We start from the raw sequence: 15940 nt of genomic DNA on the forward strand, positions 1-15940 counted from the left end.
CTGTAAATCCTTCTTTGCCTGACAGGTAGTGATTGATGACCTCTAGCTTGAAGTCTTTGCTGTATTTGGACATGAGACTGACCCTTTAAAGTTGGATTGGGTGTCCAACTTTTGTGGGTCAGTTCAAGAAGCTCTCTTTTTGAATTCTTGGTGGCCCGGGGCGGAATCGAACCACCGACACAAGGATTTTCAATCCTCTGCTCTACCGACTGAGCTACCAGGCCAAGACTAGGAATTATAAATGAAACTGCAATCAAGCTACACAAATGTGTGCAACTGTACTCAATCGCCTTGTATTTGCTTAATCCTACGGCAGTTAAGGATGTTTAATCCTGTTTAACGGTGTTCTGCTTTTCCTGCTTACGCAGATAATGCATTGCGTAAGTTTTGCTGTGCTTTCGTTACTTTTTGACGCTTTCTTTCGCTGTCTAACGCTTTGCTGACATTGTCTTTCTGCTTCTTTAATGTGTCTAAGCGTGCTTGTTGCGGTGTAAGCGGACTTGTTTTAATCCTCTGTTCTATCTCTTTAATACGCATATGGCTGTATCCCTTATGCTACTTGGCTTGGCTGGTGGGGCACATTTGCCGTGCCGAAAATGGACTTAAACAATGCATACGCTTGTGCTTGATTTTGTGCGTACACGATTGTTTCTGTCCATAGTCCACTTGCTCGAACTGTTGCTTTGTATTTGTGCATACAAGTATTTAGTAGTGCCGTGCTTTGCACGACACTACAGCGAGAAATTACTTTCCAAATCCTTTACGCAAATTCACGCTTGCAGTTGCAATCTGTGTGTCAAGCTCACCCAACTCCACAGCACTTTTAATAGTCTCCAATGCTTTGATTAAACCTTGTGCCGTATCGCACTCTACGCTGTGCTTACCTTTTGCCAACTCAATAAGCTGACTGCCATATTTGATACTGACGCAAACTTTGCCTTGCTCATTCTTAAACCACCACTCACGCAGACGCTTATTCACTTCCACGCTTTTACGCAAACCAGTCTCTTTGTCCTTTACTGTACGGAACTTTTTAACAGCAAAGGCAGTACCATCAATTTGACTTTTAGCTAACTGAATTTGCTCCCAAAGTTTATTGGACAACTTATTTCGACGAAATACAACTTGCGGAATATGTGCTGGTTTTTTTGCTGTGCTAAGTTTTAATCCATCTAATGTGCTCATATCAATCTCCTTTGTTAGTAAGTTCAATTACTGTAATTTCGGAAATATGGTGAGGACAACCTGAATTTGCCGTGCAATTCCTAGTCATATGTAAGAAATGGACAGCAAATATTAAGGAATATTTGGTTGTTGATAAATATTTGTATGCGTAATGACGAACAAGTAGCAAATGATTGGTTAAAGCAAAATGGTATTGCAATAAAGCATATGGACAAAATGGACTTATGTTTACAGCAAGCACAGATGGTTGCGACTAACTTACTCAAACATCACGCAGAATGGTTAAACAGCGACGAACGCAATTTACTAATGACATATACAAAAACCGTGCAGATAAGAGCAAGGCATAACAAGGCTTGTAGGGCGATGGCTTACAAGGTGCTCAATTTAGGCAAACGGACGAACAGAAAATTATTTAGGCAACATAAAACAACAGACATACACAGATAAGTCGCTGTGCAATAAAGGACAAAAACACGAAGTGGAATATAACGGCTAATGACTTCGTGCTCGTATAGCAATCGCTGTAAAGGTTGCGATACATATGAGCGAGCCGCAGAATTACTGTTTAGCAAATCAATGCAAAAACTGGTTGAGAGTTTTAATACATTCGTCTCTTGTTAAATTCTTTTACAGTTGTATGCGATGGAATCAGAACATTACATACAAACGACGACTATCAATGCTACTTTTATATAAGTCGCATATAGCCGTTGTTTGCTCCAAAATCAGTCAAACAACAAAGCAAAAGCAAAACAATAATGAGTTGGAATAAATGTGGCGAGCGAAAGCGATAGCTTTAGCGAAGACACGGCAAGCGACGAAGTAGATTGCCTTCTACTCTATGAATGTAACCTTGCCATCTTCTACCTCTTTAACTTTTCTAGTTACATTACAAGTTTTGCTATTTCCATTAACAACACCGGAAATACCAATGCTTAACATACACCTACCAGTAGCCTTATCAAAAAATGTTTTGAAATTTAAGCTGGAATACTTTTCATCCCGCATCATATCTGAGCAAACATACGTTGGTTCGGCTAGTGCAGTTATAGCTGCATTTCTTGTCACTTTATAATTCGGACATTGACTTTCTGTGGGCACTCCCGCCTTTACATTTAAGCTACACAAAATTATTGAAATAAAAAATAAACTGTTAGCCTTCATTTGCAATTCCCATTCTAAATTTAATAACTTAAATATTAGCACTCAAATCCACGCTATACACGCTTAATAAGCATCGGCTAATAGCAAACAGCAGCGAAGCACTCAAACAGCGTGCAGACGCTATATGCAAGTCTATGCATTCTGTAGTCAAAATCCCACATCTGCAATAAATATCAATATGTAATGTTATGTGAGGAACATTTGGTTTCTCGTCAAAACCTACATATCTCATTGATTATTGGAAAGAATTTAATTTGACAGTATATACACACGAAACGGTCGCAGAAAGATACAAAAGAAAATACATTAAACGCTTAGCAAACATTTGGTTAAAGAAGGAAAAAGTTATGACTAAGCAAGCAAAGGTTCTAAACAGCACAGAAATCCGTAAAGTACTTGATTACTGTTCAACAAGAAAACACTCACAACGCAATAGAGCGTTAGTGTTAATTATGTTTAATACGGGAATGCGTGTCAGCGAGGTAGCAAGTTTAAGAATTAAAGATGTTGTAGATAGCGAAGGCAACATAAAGAACGAAATACGCTTATTGGCAGAGAATACAAAGACTAATGAGGCAAGAACGGTATTTGTGAACGAGAAGTTGCGTAAAGAACTACAGCAATACGCAAGGGTATATGCCAACGCAAATCCAAGCAATAAGTTCTTCTATAGTCAAAAGAAGGATAGCGACGGCTTTACGGCAAATACACTCACACAGCACTTTCACTATTTGTACAAGCGTGTTGGGTTGGATGGAGCAAGCTCACATTCGTCGCGTCGTACCTTCATAACCACGCTTGCAAACAAAGGTATCGGCGTAAGAGTGATTATGGGATTAAGCGGACATAAAGCACTTAGTAGCGTGCAATGCTATATCGACTGCAATAGTGAGCTTATGAGAAACGCTGTGGAGAATTTGGCTGTGGTGTGATGGATTACTTGGTTGGCAAGGATTTGATGGTCAGGCACACAGTCGAAAAACATACATATAAAAGGCTTATGGCTATTGGGCTTTATGTGTAGGTTTTTTAGCTGTGTAGTCAGCCAAACCATCCTTACTCGCCTTGCTTCTTCAACTTAGCAAGCATTCCTTTTAACTTCTCTGCTTGTTGTTGGTTTTGTTTTAACTCTGCTTCAATTTCTTCTGCTGTGCGTTCTTGCTTTACCAATTCTTCTAACGCTAATGCCATTACATCTAACTTCACTTGTGCTTTTGTTTTCCATCCGTGTAATTGCTGTAATCGTCCTTGTGCCAAATTATTCGCACTCTTGCTTGTAATCAAGCGTGGCATACCATCGCTATCCAAACTTATATCACTGTCAAAACTAAAATCAATGTCTCTGTCAAACCATACTGCCAATGTTTTGTCTTCGCTAATAATTTCTTGTAGTTTTTCGTATGTACGCTCAAATAAGCCGTCAGTCTTATTTTTAATCTCGTCTGCTTTTTTAATGCGATTGACAATTACTTTGCCAACCTTGGGATTGCGTCCGCTATAGCTATCCAATTTTCCGTGCCACATCACTGCTTCTTGTAGCATTTGCTCATACTCTTTTACCGCACTTGGCACTTCTATATTTCTCAACTCTTTTTGCTCTGCCCAACGCTTGTCATTTAATTTTGCAAAGTCCTTACCTACTGCAATTGCAAAATCACGTGGTGCAACTTCTAAACCTTTTTCCAACATACGCATAAGCTCTTTAATTCGCTTCTTGCGTGTTTCGTTATTAAAGCGTGGCATATTTACATATACAAAAAGTAAGCAGATAACCAATATTACATTGTTATGCCAATCTATCTGCTGCCATTGTTGCCGTCATTTTGCTGTAGTGCCGTTCAATCATATTCACGCTAGTTCCCATTTGCCGTGCAAGCGTATGTATATCAATGCCACTTGCTAACGCAAAAGTCGCGTAGGTATGACGCAAGCTGTATAGAGTTCGGTTTAATCCACCACCGTCCTTACGCATACTGCTTCGCACCATTAAGTTTCTAAATATGTTTTCCATATTGCTTATCTGCGTATTGTCAGGCAAACAGAAGATAGCTTTATCTAGCTTTGCTTCAATTAGTCCATTTAAGTTTGTGTAGTCCAACTTGTGCCAACGCATTAGACGCTCAAATACTTTTATCACTTCGTGCTTAGCAATTAGATAGCGTGGACCAGTCTTGCCACTTACCCAAACACGCAAATACTTTTTATTACCTATCCAATGCCATTGCAAGTGCTTCCATCGCAAGCGTAGTGCTTCTGTACCGTGCCTTACTCCTGTGTTCACCAAAAATTCTATATAAGCTACGCACAGCGTTCGCATTAGTCTTGTGCGTTCCGTATAACTACTCTTTACCCAAGTCTCTGTATAACTTATCAACTCAATTATTTCTTCTTTACTAAAAGCTGGGCGAGGCTGACTACGCCTGCCTTTGCTGTCTAACATTGGCACAGCACGATTGTGTGCAACATAGCCACGCTCTCTCGCTAAATTCACAACACGAATGTATGCACTTGCGTGATTGCGTTTCGTACTTGCCATCGGATCTTTATTCATTTCAGTAATTCGCCACGCATCAAAATCTGCAAGCATCTCTGTTGTAATGTTTTCTATTTCGTAGGCGCCAAAAAAAGGAATGAGATATTTGTTGATTGCAAAAATGTAATCTCTATAACAACGACGACCACTGTTGTTATCCAATGCTCTACTCATATTTGCAATTTCATCTAATGCTATCTGCTTAAATGTTTTTGTTGTGATTGCCAAGCCAGCATCTGTTTTTATTTTGACTGTTTCAATAATTGCAATCGCATTAACTTTTGCTTGCTCTATGTCTGCTGTATTTGTTGTCGTGCTGTGCCACTTGTTGTTCGCTAACTTAAATCGCACTTGCCACTGCACCGACTGCGGACGCTTATACAATAAGGCTTTGCCGTCCATCAGCTTTACTTGTTTAATAGCGTTAGCGTCAAACTGTGTTGTAAATAATTGTTGTAGCGATGACATATATACGCAAGTATGTTTTCAAATGCCAACTTGGGCGACGATTAGTTTTTATCGTCGCAAAAATCCCACGCAATACTCTGCGAACAAAATTAAGTGTGTGGTTTTTTTATTGAGTGCCGCAGATTTTTCTGCGAATTGAACGGCGCTGTGAAGAGGAGCTTTTGACTAATGTTTACAACTGTCAAACAGCGAAAAATATTTTTTTCAATCCTCTGCTCTACCGACTGAGCTACCAGGCCAAGACTTGGAATTATAAATGAAAGTGTGTTGAGCTTGTAAAAATGTGTGCAACTGTACTGCATCGCCTTGTATTTGCTTAATCCTACGGCGGTTAAGGATGTTTAATCCTGTTCAACGGTGCTTTGCTTTTCCTGCTTACGCAGACAAGGCTTTAGTTAGGTTTTGCTGTGCTTTAACTACTTTTTGACGCTTGCGTTCGCTGTCTAACGCTTTGCTGACATTGTCTTTCTGCGTTTTTAATGCGTCTAAGCGTGCTTGTTGCGGCGTAAGCGGACTTGTTTTAATCCTCTGTTCTATCTCTTTAATACGCATATGGCTGTATCCCTTATGCTACTTGGCTTGGCTGATGTGGCACATTTGCCGTGCCGAAAATGGACTTAAACAATGCATACGCTTGCGCTTGATTTTGTGCAAACACGATTGTTTCTGTCCATAGTCCGCTTGCTTTAACTGTTGCTTTGTATTTGTGCATACAAGTATTTAGTAGTGCCGTACAAAGCACGACACTACAGCGAGAAATTACTTTCCAAAACCTTTACGCAAATTCACGCTTGCCGTTGCAATCTGCGTATCAAGCTCACCCAACTCCACCGCACTTTTAATAGTCTCTAACGCTTTAATTAAACCTTGTGCTGTGTCGCACTCAACGCTGTGCTTGCCTTTAGCAAGCTCAATCACTTTAGTGCCGTATTTGACTGACACGCAGACTTTGCCAGCTTCATTCTTAAACCACCACTCGCGAATACGCTTGGGAATTTCTACTTGGCGACGCAAACCAGTTTCTTTATCTTTAACGCTTTTGAACTTAGTCACAACAAATGGCGTGCCGTCTATATGACTTTTAGCTAGCTGGATTTGCTCCCACAACTTGCTAGAAAGTTTGTTCCTGCGAAATACGACGGCAGGAATATGGGTTGGTTTTTTAGCTGTTGTTAGCTTGAGGGTTTCTAATGTGCTCATTGCTTCTCCTTGTTTGTTAATGGGCACATTTAATTTATTACCTGATATGCGATTTGGTCGACCTCAATTTGTCCAAAACCACCAAATATTGCCATTATTTTTGTTTGATTTCCTTTATCAAAGCTAAATAAGTGTGAGTGGCGAAGTGAGTTGCGAATGAGTTACTAAAGAGTCGCTGTAAAGAAGTAGTTGCTAGTTTCGATAGTTGCTATTGAGTTACTACTTGGGACAAATGAGTAACTCTGACTCGTAACTACGCAACCCGAAACAAGCAACCTTCTTTTGAAATCTGCAACTTCTTCTGCCACTCACTGCAACCAATAAGGAGAAATCAATATGCAGAAAGAAATCGCAGTCCGTCTATATCAAAACACAAAATATGGCACCACCTACGCAAAAGGTGTGCGCCATCAAGCCCTGTTTAATGCCGCGGCAGATATTAAAAAACCCAAAGTCAAATATGTCTTGGATTTTTATACTTATGAGTATTGGGAGTTTTTAGCTAAAGAAAACCAGCTCGATATCGTCAATCAAGTGCGTGACGAAGTCGATAAAGACACACTAGTCAGTTGGGTAGTGCGTTATGACTTAGTAAGCAAGGCAAAAACACCTGTGTATGGCTTTAGCACTTTAGATATGAAGACTAATAAGTTAATACTGTGTATTGTAGATAGCGAAGTGGGAGTGGAAGATAGCTGGCAACTGACAGCGAAACCTTGCAAAGCGGTAGCTGGAAAGAATGTAGCGGAGTTATTGGCTACTAATTGTGAATTAGCCAGCTGGTAGGCAAGAAAAAACCACTGTCGTGCCAAACACGACAGTGGCTGTGGTCTTGCATATTGCTTATTGAGGCATAACACCGCCTAAACCTACTGCTGAAAAAACTATCTCATCCATAAAATTACGCATAGAGCCTTTTGCTTTTCCAGCTATAGCTTCAATTGCTTGGGAATTCATCGCCATTGAAGGCAATCCCATTACTTTAAGAATGGCTTGTCCAAGCGGGACATAACTGGCTAAATCCACTACTTGATTCATTTCTATAAGGTGACAGCGGTTTTGAATGCCGACATCCACTTTATTAAGATAATTTGTTGTATAGAAAAACATACAACGCTTTACCCCCATTACTGCTTTAAGTGATTGCTGAGCACCAACAGTTAATTTATCCACCTCATCAAATACAAAATAATGATGATTAGATTGATGCCAAATCGACACCTTGTCAGCACTTGCATATACGGCATTTGCAATACTGGTAATGCTTAAACCACCACCACAACGAAACATATCAGTCATTACACTATCACGGTTTGCTGCAGGCATTTCGCAAATGTTTTGCGATAAGTTCCATTCACCAGCATGACTTGCCTCAAATAATTCAGGCAATAGTTCAGCCAAGGTGCTTTTACCAGTACCCCAAGTGCCATGCAAAAGAATGCCATTTTTTCCAGCAAAAGGAAAAGGCATTTTTTGAGACAAAATATATTCCAGCTTCTGCTTTTCAGTTGCACTAGAAAATAAAAAGTCATTCAAACAATTTGGATTTAATCCATTCATTTCGATCTCCATTTCGTAAAGGAATAGGGAGGGCTTTCGCCCCCCCTTATTTTTGTTAAGCAATTACTTCTTCAAACAAAGTGCTTACATGAGCTAAATTTGCCGCTTTACGCTCAGCCTCAGCTTTTTCAGCTTGCACTTTTACAAATTGCTCTGCCAACTTCTGTTCTTTTTTTGTTGCAGACTTTAGGACTTTTTCTTGTCCTGCCAATTCTTTGGCAAGCTCCTTTTCTGCATCCTTATCTGCCTTTAGATCAGCGCGAATCTTTGCCTGTTTAGAGCTGTAATAAGCCGCTAGTGCTGTATTAACTGCCCCATCATGGCGAATAACAGCATTTACTTCAAATTCGCCTGTAGGCAAGTAAGTAGCCACAAACACCACTTGCTTATCTACCCAGTCAGCATTTGCGCTCACTACTGAGGCATCAAACTTAACTGTATTTAGAACAGCTTCGCTTACTTCGGCTTTAACTAGCGCAGCTCGCTTAGTGGCTGACAAAGGCTTAGTGCCGCCCATACGAATTTGCTCAACACCACCGTTGTCTTGCAAAAATGCAACCAAGTCTTCAGCACCAACTTCTTGTCGTAAAGCTTCACGCAAAGCAATTGAATATGCTGAAACACGACGACGATCAACACCAAATACACACTTAACAACACGGGTCATATCGTGTGTTGTGGCGCCAAAGCTATTGGTATAGCCCTTGTCAGCGATGAATGCTTCCATCGCCTCTAGCTTGGCTTCGCGCACTTCTTTGTCAGCATCTTGCTTCATAACTAGATAAAAGCTGTAAGCCTGCTTCAAAATGCTATACAAGCGATTATTAGACTGAGCAAGCTCAACTGTTTCCCAACTGATGCGAGCTGACTCCAAAGACTTCAATTGCTCAAATGCGCTAGGCTGAACAACAGGTGTCGTGTTTGACACGACAACATTGCTAGGCACGCCAAGAGCAGCCAAGTTGATGGATGGGTTTACTGAGTTTGCTACAGTAGAATCAATGATCAAATTTGTCATGATTTGTTACCTTTCTTAATAGCGCTTCCGTATTTGCAATATGCTTTTGGTCGCGTTAAATAAGATGATCAAGCCAATCTGAGGCTTCTTTTTAGGGTTTTGAAGAATATGGAACTACCTAAATCACCCGCAAAACCACCAGTCAAAAAAGCGCCTAAACCCAAGGCTGGTCAAGCACAGTTGTTCTTCAAAGGGTTGCCTGAGGATGTGCGCTTTAAGAGCCACAGCATTCCTGAGTCACTAGAGAGAGCTAAAGGAACGCTATACGAAACTTGGTTTAATGCCCTGCAGCTCTCACCGCACTATCAATTACTTTGTGAAATTAATGAATTCCCCAGTGATGAAGCAAAACGCACATTTGAATTATTTGGTGACTTACGCAATGTCACATTTGATACATGGTGGATTGAAGTGGGCTATGGCATCTTTGCTGAAAAAAAGCCATTTAATAAAGTTTCTGTAAACAATGAAACAGATGACTTTGGTGAGGATGTCAAAGTGCTGCATTTGGAAATTCCGCTCAATGTCTCGCCCAAAACATTGCGAGCGCAGTTTGATAACTTATTGGAGCTACACCATCCTCATTACAAAGACTTTGATCGTTGGCATGCGAGCACAGCGCCTGTACGCATGGAGTCCCGCAAACTCACCTCTGTCTCACTCAATATTTGCTTGGATGTTTATCGCTTGTTTCTCGAAAAATCTAAGCAAGGCGAAGCACTACTGTATGAAATAGGGGAAGAGCTGAGAATTAACCCCAAGCTCAATGTAATCCATTCAGATAGAGCTATTGAGGTCAACGAAAAACGCATAAAAATGTCTTCTGCAGTGAGCGAGTATTTAGAAAAAGCCAAGAACTTAACGGCGCACGCTACTGAAGGGCGATTTCCTTGCACAGACAATCATCCGTGGATAGAGCGACAAACCAGATCAGCACGCAAATCCCGCTACGGTGATTGAGTGCTCATATCAGTTCAACAGCCGCTCTTTTCATATCGTCGTTCACATCAATGTATTTCTGCGTTACAGCAATACTCTTATGTCCCGCTAAGCTAGCCAAAATACGCACAGAGATGCCCTTATTTGCCAAGGTCGTAATAAATTGCCTACGACCACTGTGGCTACTAGCACCCGCAATACCCGCTTTCTTATAAAGCCAAAAGAAGTGCTGGCATAAGGTATTGGGTGTCCAGCCCAAACGCTTAGATGTGTGGAATAAGGGAATATCAGGCATAGTGATATGTCGAGTTTTGAGATACACGGCCAATTCTTCTTTTAGCTTTGCTGGCAAGAATACCGTTCTGCCATCATTACCTTTAGTTTGCTGTGCACTTAAACGAATTTCACTTTTAATCGTGCCATCTTCATTTAATACATCCCCCATTTTTAATTGGGCAATTTCTTTAACGCGAAGTCCCGCCCAATATCCCATGAGCAACATTACGCGATTGCGTTCTGCATAAGTTGTACTGCTGATGAAACGTAAGACTTGTTCTAATTCATTTGTGGTGAGTGTTTTTGCTTGAGCCATTTTTGTCCTTTAGATAAATAAAACTGTGTATGCAGTTTGTATTCTTTTGCTCCAAAGGACGACCAAAATGTGTGATCAATAATCTTTCCAAGAATCAATGACTTAGCATTTAGCTCCGCCAAAGAAAATAGCAATAATCTTTGGCGGAGTTAAATGTATTTATTCAAATCGTGGGATAAAGACGACGAATTTCAGCAAACACTTCAAATCTACGCTACAAGCTTAAAACAGGGGTTCTCTGATACACAGCTATTTGGCACCGCAATTAGTTTGCATATAGACGGTTTTTGAGGGGGTTGTGATGTCGTGTTGAACACGACACCTTACTTAACGACTGCTTATTACTTAAAAGCCGTCGTTTTTATTACCCATTTACCGCTGGCAACTTTCGACCCATAGCAGTCTTAGGCGAAGCATTCCTCAGCTGCGTCTGGGACTCCAAAAGCACAAACCCCCACCATTTCTAGTGAGGGCCCATATAAGATGAATGGGGAATTAGTTTTGAGGGCAGGCATTAGCCAGTGGCTTGCCAGCTATACGGTCTTTTACCCAGGCCAAATAGAACGGCTTGGATGAACCTGGTGTCGTGAAGTGAGACTGCTCACCAGGTAGCTGCATTCTTCCCACATTGCCACCCAATTTACATGCTTGCTCTTGATAGAGCTTATGCATGATTGGAGGAACAGCCGTATCTTTTGAGCCGAAGTAAATTTGAATAGGGGCGACTGGCTTAGCTACGGGTACCCCGCCTTTTTGCATTGCGTCAGCCCAAGCAACCGTATTGGCTGGTTTTTGCTTTAGCAATGTTGAATAGCTGGAGCCATAGTTAAAGTTAAATGTGTCGCTAGCAGTATGCATGCACTTATTTAGGTAAATCTCGTTAGCAACCTTGACACCCTCATCGGTAAAAATATCCGATAACTTGAGGTTAGGAAATGCAGCTTGTGTGCCCCAATAAAACATGGTTGCGTGGGTGAAATTAAAGACGTTATCCAAGAACATTTTTTGAGAGTCTTGGAAATACTTATCAGCAGCAGCTTGGTCAAGTTTGCCAGCTGGCGCAAGTATAGAAATGTCCTGAGGCGCTAAGGCTACAAATCCCACAACATCGAGGTTATCAGCAGCTGTGCCAGTTTGCTTAATGTAATCAGGCATACCGGCCAATGCGATTGTTGCTCCACCACCTTGAGACCAACCATAAACTAAGGTCTTTTTATTGGCGCCTGTTTCTTTCATGGAAACTGCAGCACGCGCAGCATTGAGTGTGTCCATACCATTGGTAGCAGCAACGCTGTATTGATGCCTTCCGCCACCACCCAGTCCTTGGTAATCGGTTGCAACCAGAACATAACCTTCTTTGATGAACTCTTCTGCCGCAGGAATGCCGTAGTCAGTCCAGGAGTTACCACCAACTAAGAAGTACTCATTTAATGGAACCGCAGGATCAATAACTTGTGATGGACCACAGTTTTGTGCTGAGCCCGTTGTTCCATGCGCCCAAGTCATAACTGGGCGACCGCTTGCTGGAGCTGCACCCGTAGGAGCAACCACCATACCAGTTGAAATGGTTTTACGGCCTGAAACGTCTGAAGAAATATAGGCAATCTTCCATGCCTGCGCACCCTTGATTGATGTTGCAATCTTTTCTTGTTTGATTACTTGACCCAATTTACCTTCGGGAGCCATTTTCATAACAGCAGCATAAAAGGGCCGCATTGGTGGGTCAGCATGGGCTGCTGAGAAACTAATGCCTAGTAAGGCACCAGCGGCTAAGTTAGAGAGAATTTTTTTCATACGAGCCTTTTAGTAAAAAAAGAAATTTAAATTAAGCGGGAATATTGGCTTTGTAAACATGGTCTTGAAGCTGCTTAGGCACAGGCTGACTCTCAGATGCGGGAATCATCACCTCAATATAGGAAGCGCCATCAAAAGAGTTTGCTTTTTCAATAGCCGTATCTAATTCAGCTACTGTGGATACCTTAGCGCAGAACCAATTGCTACAACCCATTGCCGCTGGAATCTGGGCGTAATTCCATTTTGCCAAATCATCGTATTTCCAACCTACTTCGCTCACCACAATTTCTACTCCATAGAGGGCGTTGTTGAGAACAAAAATAATCGGCTTGATGCCATAACGACCCATGGTGCCGATTTCATTGGCAGTCAACTGGTGAGAGCCGTCACCAGTAACAACAATGGTGCGCCCATTCTTATTGGCCATACAGACACCCTCGGTTGCTGGTGTAGCCCAGCCTATAGAGCCCCACAAAGCCTGAGTCTGAAAGCCCACACCCTCTGGTAATAACATGGGACTCATATACAACATGCAGGTACCGGTTTCTGCTACTAGAACATCTCCGGAGCGCAGCATCTTTTGCAAACGTGGATAGAAATTAGCCGAACTGGTCGGATCTGATGGATTTCCAGTCATAGGGAATAAGGAAAGCTTTTCATTTGTTGCTAGTTTTGTGACTGGCTTAATACACTGGGTAATACCCATGAGTACATCTTCTAGCGCTACCCCAGTAAAAATAGTGCCGCCTAGTTTTACGTAATGATCTCCAAGAACGATTGTTTTTTCTGGGTTGAGATTGTTTGTCCAGTTACCAGTGTTTATATCCTCAGGAATCAGGCCGCCAATATCGAAGACTAAATCGGAGCTCTCCACTACCGATTTCAAATCTTTTGGCGTGGATGTCACGCCGCTGTATATCCCTAAGTAATTAGGGTGAGATTCTGAAACAACTCCCTTACCCATTGGTGTTGCCGCAAAAGCAATATTGGACTTGTTTAAGAAATCATTAAATTGTTTGGTTAAGCCATAGCTAGCGATGAGGTTTGAAGATAGCGCAACAATACTTTTTGCAGTATTTACCTTGCCCATCACAAAATTAATCGCCGCCACCAGACTGACCGGATCGCTCTTAGCTCTTTTAACGGATGCCAATGGCAGCCCTTTAATAGGCGCGCCATTAATTGGCATAACCGCATAATCCATCGGCACAATAATGTAAGCTGGCTCACTGAAACGTAACGCATCACGAATGACTCGCTCCATTTCTTCAACTACGTTATCAGGCGTCAAGTTTGCTGAGACACAGCAAGCAGCCGCAGAAATAGACTGAAAATTGTTATACACGCCATCGCCCAAGGTATGGTGGGTGACAAGACCTTGGCGTTGAATTTGAGTGCTTGGCGAGCCGACAAGAAAGAAAACCGGTAGGCGCTGAGATTTAGCGCCCATCACGCCATTGAGAGCACTTAGCTCACCTACGCCATAAGTCGTTGAAAGAATGGATGCCCCATAAACCCGTGAATAACCGTCAGCGGCGTATGCTGCATTGAGCTCATTTGCACAAGCCACCCACTCCAAACGATCACATTTCTCGAGCGCATCGTCAAATGGGAAAGCATAGTCACCGGGCACCCCAAAAGCACGATCAATACCTAAATCAGCTAAACGGTTAACGGCATACTCTACAACGGTGGGGACGTTTTGGGCCATAACTAATCCTTAACAATTTTTATCAATATTCTAATAGAAACTATGCGTAGATATACCCCTGCCTGCCTTTAAGTGGCACCAGGCAAGCGCCGTGCAAAGATAAAGAAAAACCACCAGAAGGTGGTTTAAATATTTCTTCGCGATCCAGGGTGTAAGTGACCAGTACCGTAGATGTCTTTATTTGCTGAGAGAGTTTGGCTTACAAAGTGTTTTTATAAATTTTTCCATCTTTCATGATCACGCGAAAATTCTTATTTGGATCCGCAATAATGTCAAAATTCGCTATTGGGTCGCCATCCACCAAAAGTAAATCAGCATAAGCTCCTTCTTGAACAACGCCCAGTTTGCCGGGATAAGGATTGCGCCTGCCTGATAATGCGCACAGTTCAGCATTATCGTGAGTGACCATTTTGAGAGCGCGCGCCGGCGTCATCCATTGACGCAACTTTACTATGTCGGCATTTTCTAAATACATATTTTGGGGAATCATGACTCGATCGGTACCCCAAGCCAACTTCACCTTATGTTTAAGAGCCCATTTCCAAACATTGCTTTGGTTAGCGGTGACTAAATCTAATTTAGCAAGATCCAGGGGAGGATCAGTGCTCTCTTCGAGTATTTGCGTACTCAACCAAATGTTTTTATCAGCCAAATATTTAACGGTAGCTTCATCTAAATTTTGTCCATGCTCAATTACCTTTACACCGGCATTAACAGAATTACGAACGGATTCCGGGGTGTAAGCATGAACAGTGACATAAGTGCCAAAGTTTGTCGCGGCCTCAACGCCTGCCCTCAGCTCATCCGGGGTATATTCTGTGACCCATGATGGATCGTGATCAGATGAAACGCCACCACTTGCCGCCATTTTGATTTGGGAGGCGCCTTGGCGCAAATTAAATCGGGCTGCAGCCAAAACTTGGGGGCGACCATCCGCAATAATGGATGCGCGTATCAGATTGCCAGGCGGCACTGGGCCTCCCAAACTGTAAGGGAGGGCGTCTGGCGGACTAATGTCGCCATGGCCTGATGTTTGTGAAATGATTGCGCCGCTAGGATAGATGCGAGGACCTATTGCTTTACCAGAATCAATATCAGCCTTAACCTGAAGTACTGGCCCAGCCATATCTCTTGCTGTAGTAAAGCCACGCATTAACATCAGTTGCGCCTGTTCAGCCGCCTTTTTCTGAATAAGGGCTGGACTAGCGCCAGGCCCCATCAATTCTTCTGGAGTAACTCCACTGAAAGTAAGGTGGACGTGAGCATCAATTAAGCCCGGCATTAATGTGCGGCCATTACCATTAATAACGAAGACTTCTGAATCTTTAGGAACAGGGATTGGGCTACTAGAAACGGATTTGATCTTATTGCCAGCAATCAAAACATTCATAGGGGCGGTCAATTTATCTGATACACCATCAAATATGCGAACATTTTGATAGAGAGTTGCTTGTGGAGCATTTTGAGAATAAGCTGCGGCACTGAAAAGAGTGCTGGAAATAACTAATACTTTACAAATTTTTTTCATAGATATAGCTGTATTGATGAATTTAATTACAAAAACTATAGCAGACTAAAACCGAAGCCAACTCATTTTTTTAGGTCCTTTAAATCCCATTCCGCCAGGCTAACTTTAGATCACATTATGAATCGCTACTACTTCTATAGACACTTTCTAGCCTAATATTTAGTCTATTAGGAGGTGTGTCATGAGTACAAGAAGACGGTTTACTGAAGAGTTCAAGTTAGAGGCAGTCAAACAGGTAGTTGAAC

Annotated in this window: 20 protein-coding genes and 1 tRNA gene; 5 read left to right on the forward strand and 16 right to left on the reverse strand. The window is 42.0% G+C overall.

From position 1 onward, the window contains the following. Positions 1 to 148: 148 nt before the first annotated feature. The 4 genes from VC188_RS11430 to VC188_RS11445 form a co-directional block, all read right to left on the reverse strand. Positions 149 to 224 (reverse strand) — tRNA-Phe (locus VC188_RS11430). 136 nt (positions 225 to 360) lie between these two features. Then, a complete protein-coding gene (locus VC188_RS11435; protein WP_323484044.1) occupies positions 361 to 537 on the reverse strand; it encodes a hypothetical protein in 177 nt (58 codons plus the stop codon). Between the two features lie 13 nt (positions 538 to 550). Next, on the reverse strand, positions 551 to 697 hold the full coding sequence (locus VC188_RS11440) for a hypothetical protein (protein ID WP_323484045.1): 147 nt from the start codon (positions 695 to 697) through the stop codon (positions 551 to 553). Between the two features lie 47 nt (positions 698 to 744). Continuing rightward, complete coding sequence (locus VC188_RS11445; RefSeq protein WP_323484046.1) at positions 745 to 1185, reverse strand: DUF6641 family protein; 441 nt, start codon at positions 1183 to 1185, stop codon at positions 745 to 747. A 144-nt stretch (positions 1186 to 1329) separates the two neighbouring features. On the opposite strand from VC188_RS11445, the gene VC188_RS11450 reads away from it, so the two are divergent. Then, entirely contained in the window at positions 1330 to 1635 is a 306-nt protein-coding gene (locus VC188_RS11450) for a hypothetical protein (RefSeq protein ID WP_323484047.1), read from the forward strand. A gap of 387 nt (positions 1636 to 2022) precedes the next feature. Here the strand turns inward: VC188_RS11450 and VC188_RS11455 are convergent, their stop codons facing one another. Further along, positions 2023 to 2352: a hypothetical protein gene (locus tag VC188_RS11455; RefSeq protein WP_323484048.1), complete on the reverse strand. Its 330-nt coding sequence runs from the start codon at positions 2350 to 2352 to the stop codon at positions 2023 to 2025. Between the two features lie 347 nt (positions 2353 to 2699). On the opposite strand from VC188_RS11455, the gene VC188_RS11460 reads away from it, so the two are divergent. Beyond that, positions 2700 to 3284 carry a site-specific integrase gene (locus VC188_RS11460; protein WP_323484049.1) on the forward strand — a complete coding sequence of 195 codons (585 nt, stop codon included), beginning with the start codon at positions 2700 to 2702 and terminating at the stop codon, positions 3282 to 3284. A 124-nt stretch (positions 3285 to 3408) separates the two neighbouring features. Here the strand turns inward: VC188_RS11460 and VC188_RS11465 are convergent, their stop codons facing one another. The 5 genes from VC188_RS11465 to VC188_RS11485 form a co-directional block, all read right to left on the reverse strand. Next, a complete protein-coding gene (locus VC188_RS11465; protein ID WP_323484050.1) occupies positions 3409 to 4095 on the reverse strand; it encodes a hypothetical protein in 687 nt (228 codons plus the stop codon). Between the two features lie 43 nt (positions 4096 to 4138). Continuing rightward, positions 4139 to 5353 (reverse strand): tyrosine-type recombinase/integrase, encoded by a 1215-nt coding sequence (locus VC188_RS11470; RefSeq protein WP_323484051.1) that lies wholly within the window; start codon positions 5351 to 5353, stop codon positions 4139 to 4141. A gap of 375 nt (positions 5354 to 5728) precedes the next feature. After that, positions 5729 to 5905 carry a hypothetical protein gene (locus VC188_RS11475; protein ID WP_323484052.1) on the reverse strand — a complete coding sequence of 59 codons (177 nt, stop codon included), beginning with the start codon at positions 5903 to 5905 and terminating at the stop codon, positions 5729 to 5731. A 13-nt stretch (positions 5906 to 5918) separates the two neighbouring features. Beyond that, complete coding sequence (locus tag VC188_RS11480) at positions 5919 to 6065, reverse strand: hypothetical protein (protein ID WP_280742234.1); 147 nt, start codon at positions 6063 to 6065, stop codon at positions 5919 to 5921. A gap of 47 nt (positions 6066 to 6112) precedes the next feature. Continuing rightward, a complete protein-coding gene (locus VC188_RS11485; RefSeq protein ID WP_323484053.1) occupies positions 6113 to 6553 on the reverse strand; it encodes a DUF6641 family protein in 441 nt (146 codons plus the stop codon). 336 nt (positions 6554 to 6889) lie between these two features. Between VC188_RS11485 and VC188_RS11490 the strand changes: the two genes are divergently transcribed. Beyond that, positions 6890 to 7339: a hypothetical protein gene (locus VC188_RS11490; RefSeq protein ID WP_323484054.1), complete on the forward strand. Its 450-nt coding sequence runs from the start codon at positions 6890 to 6892 to the stop codon at positions 7337 to 7339. Between the two features lie 57 nt (positions 7340 to 7396). Here VC188_RS11490 and VC188_RS11495 read toward each other — a convergent pair whose 3' ends face one another. Then, positions 7397 to 8113 (reverse strand): hypothetical protein, encoded by a 717-nt coding sequence (locus tag VC188_RS11495; protein WP_133092090.1) that lies wholly within the window; start codon positions 8111 to 8113, stop codon positions 7397 to 7399. A 55-nt stretch (positions 8114 to 8168) separates the two neighbouring features. Continuing rightward, entirely contained in the window at positions 8169 to 9131 is a 963-nt protein-coding gene (locus tag VC188_RS11500; protein ID WP_323484055.1) for a hypothetical protein, read from the reverse strand. 108 nt (positions 9132 to 9239) lie between these two features. On the opposite strand from VC188_RS11500, the gene VC188_RS11505 reads away from it, so the two are divergent. Next, entirely contained in the window at positions 9240 to 10091 is an 852-nt protein-coding gene (locus VC188_RS11505) for a hypothetical protein (RefSeq protein WP_323484056.1), read from the forward strand. 4 nt (positions 10092 to 10095) lie between these two features. On the opposite strand, the gene VC188_RS11510 is transcribed toward VC188_RS11505, so the two are convergent. The 4 genes from VC188_RS11510 to VC188_RS11525 all read right to left on the reverse strand — a co-directional run bounded on the left by VC188_RS11510 (position 10096) and on the right by VC188_RS11525 (position 15695). After that, a complete protein-coding gene (locus VC188_RS11510; RefSeq protein WP_323484057.1) occupies positions 10096 to 10662 on the reverse strand; it encodes a site-specific integrase in 567 nt (188 codons plus the stop codon). A gap of 495 nt (positions 10663 to 11157) precedes the next feature. Beyond that, positions 11158 to 12456, reverse strand: a complete 1299-nt coding sequence (locus tag VC188_RS11515; protein ID WP_323484058.1) for a lipase family protein — start codon at positions 12454 to 12456, stop codon at positions 11158 to 11160. 31 nt (positions 12457 to 12487) lie between these two features. Beyond that, positions 12488 to 14167, reverse strand: coding sequence for an alpha-keto acid decarboxylase family protein (locus VC188_RS11520; RefSeq protein WP_323484059.1), 1680 nt, complete (start codon positions 14165 to 14167; stop codon positions 12488 to 12490). Positions 14168 to 14366: 199 nt separating this feature from the next. Continuing rightward, a complete protein-coding gene (locus VC188_RS11525) occupies positions 14367 to 15695 on the reverse strand; it encodes an amidohydrolase family protein (protein WP_323484060.1) in 1329 nt (442 codons plus the stop codon). 181 nt (positions 15696 to 15876) lie between these two features. Here VC188_RS11525 and VC188_RS12080 point away from each other — a divergent pair. Further along, the coding region (locus tag VC188_RS12080) for a transposase (protein WP_223146557.1) at positions 15877 to 15940 on the forward strand (64 nt) is incomplete at its 3' end.

The sequence above is a fragment of the Polynucleobacter sp. MG-28-Ekke-A2 genome (assembly GCF_035012985.1).
Lineage (GTDB): Bacteria > Pseudomonadota > Gammaproteobacteria > Burkholderiales > Burkholderiaceae > Polynucleobacter.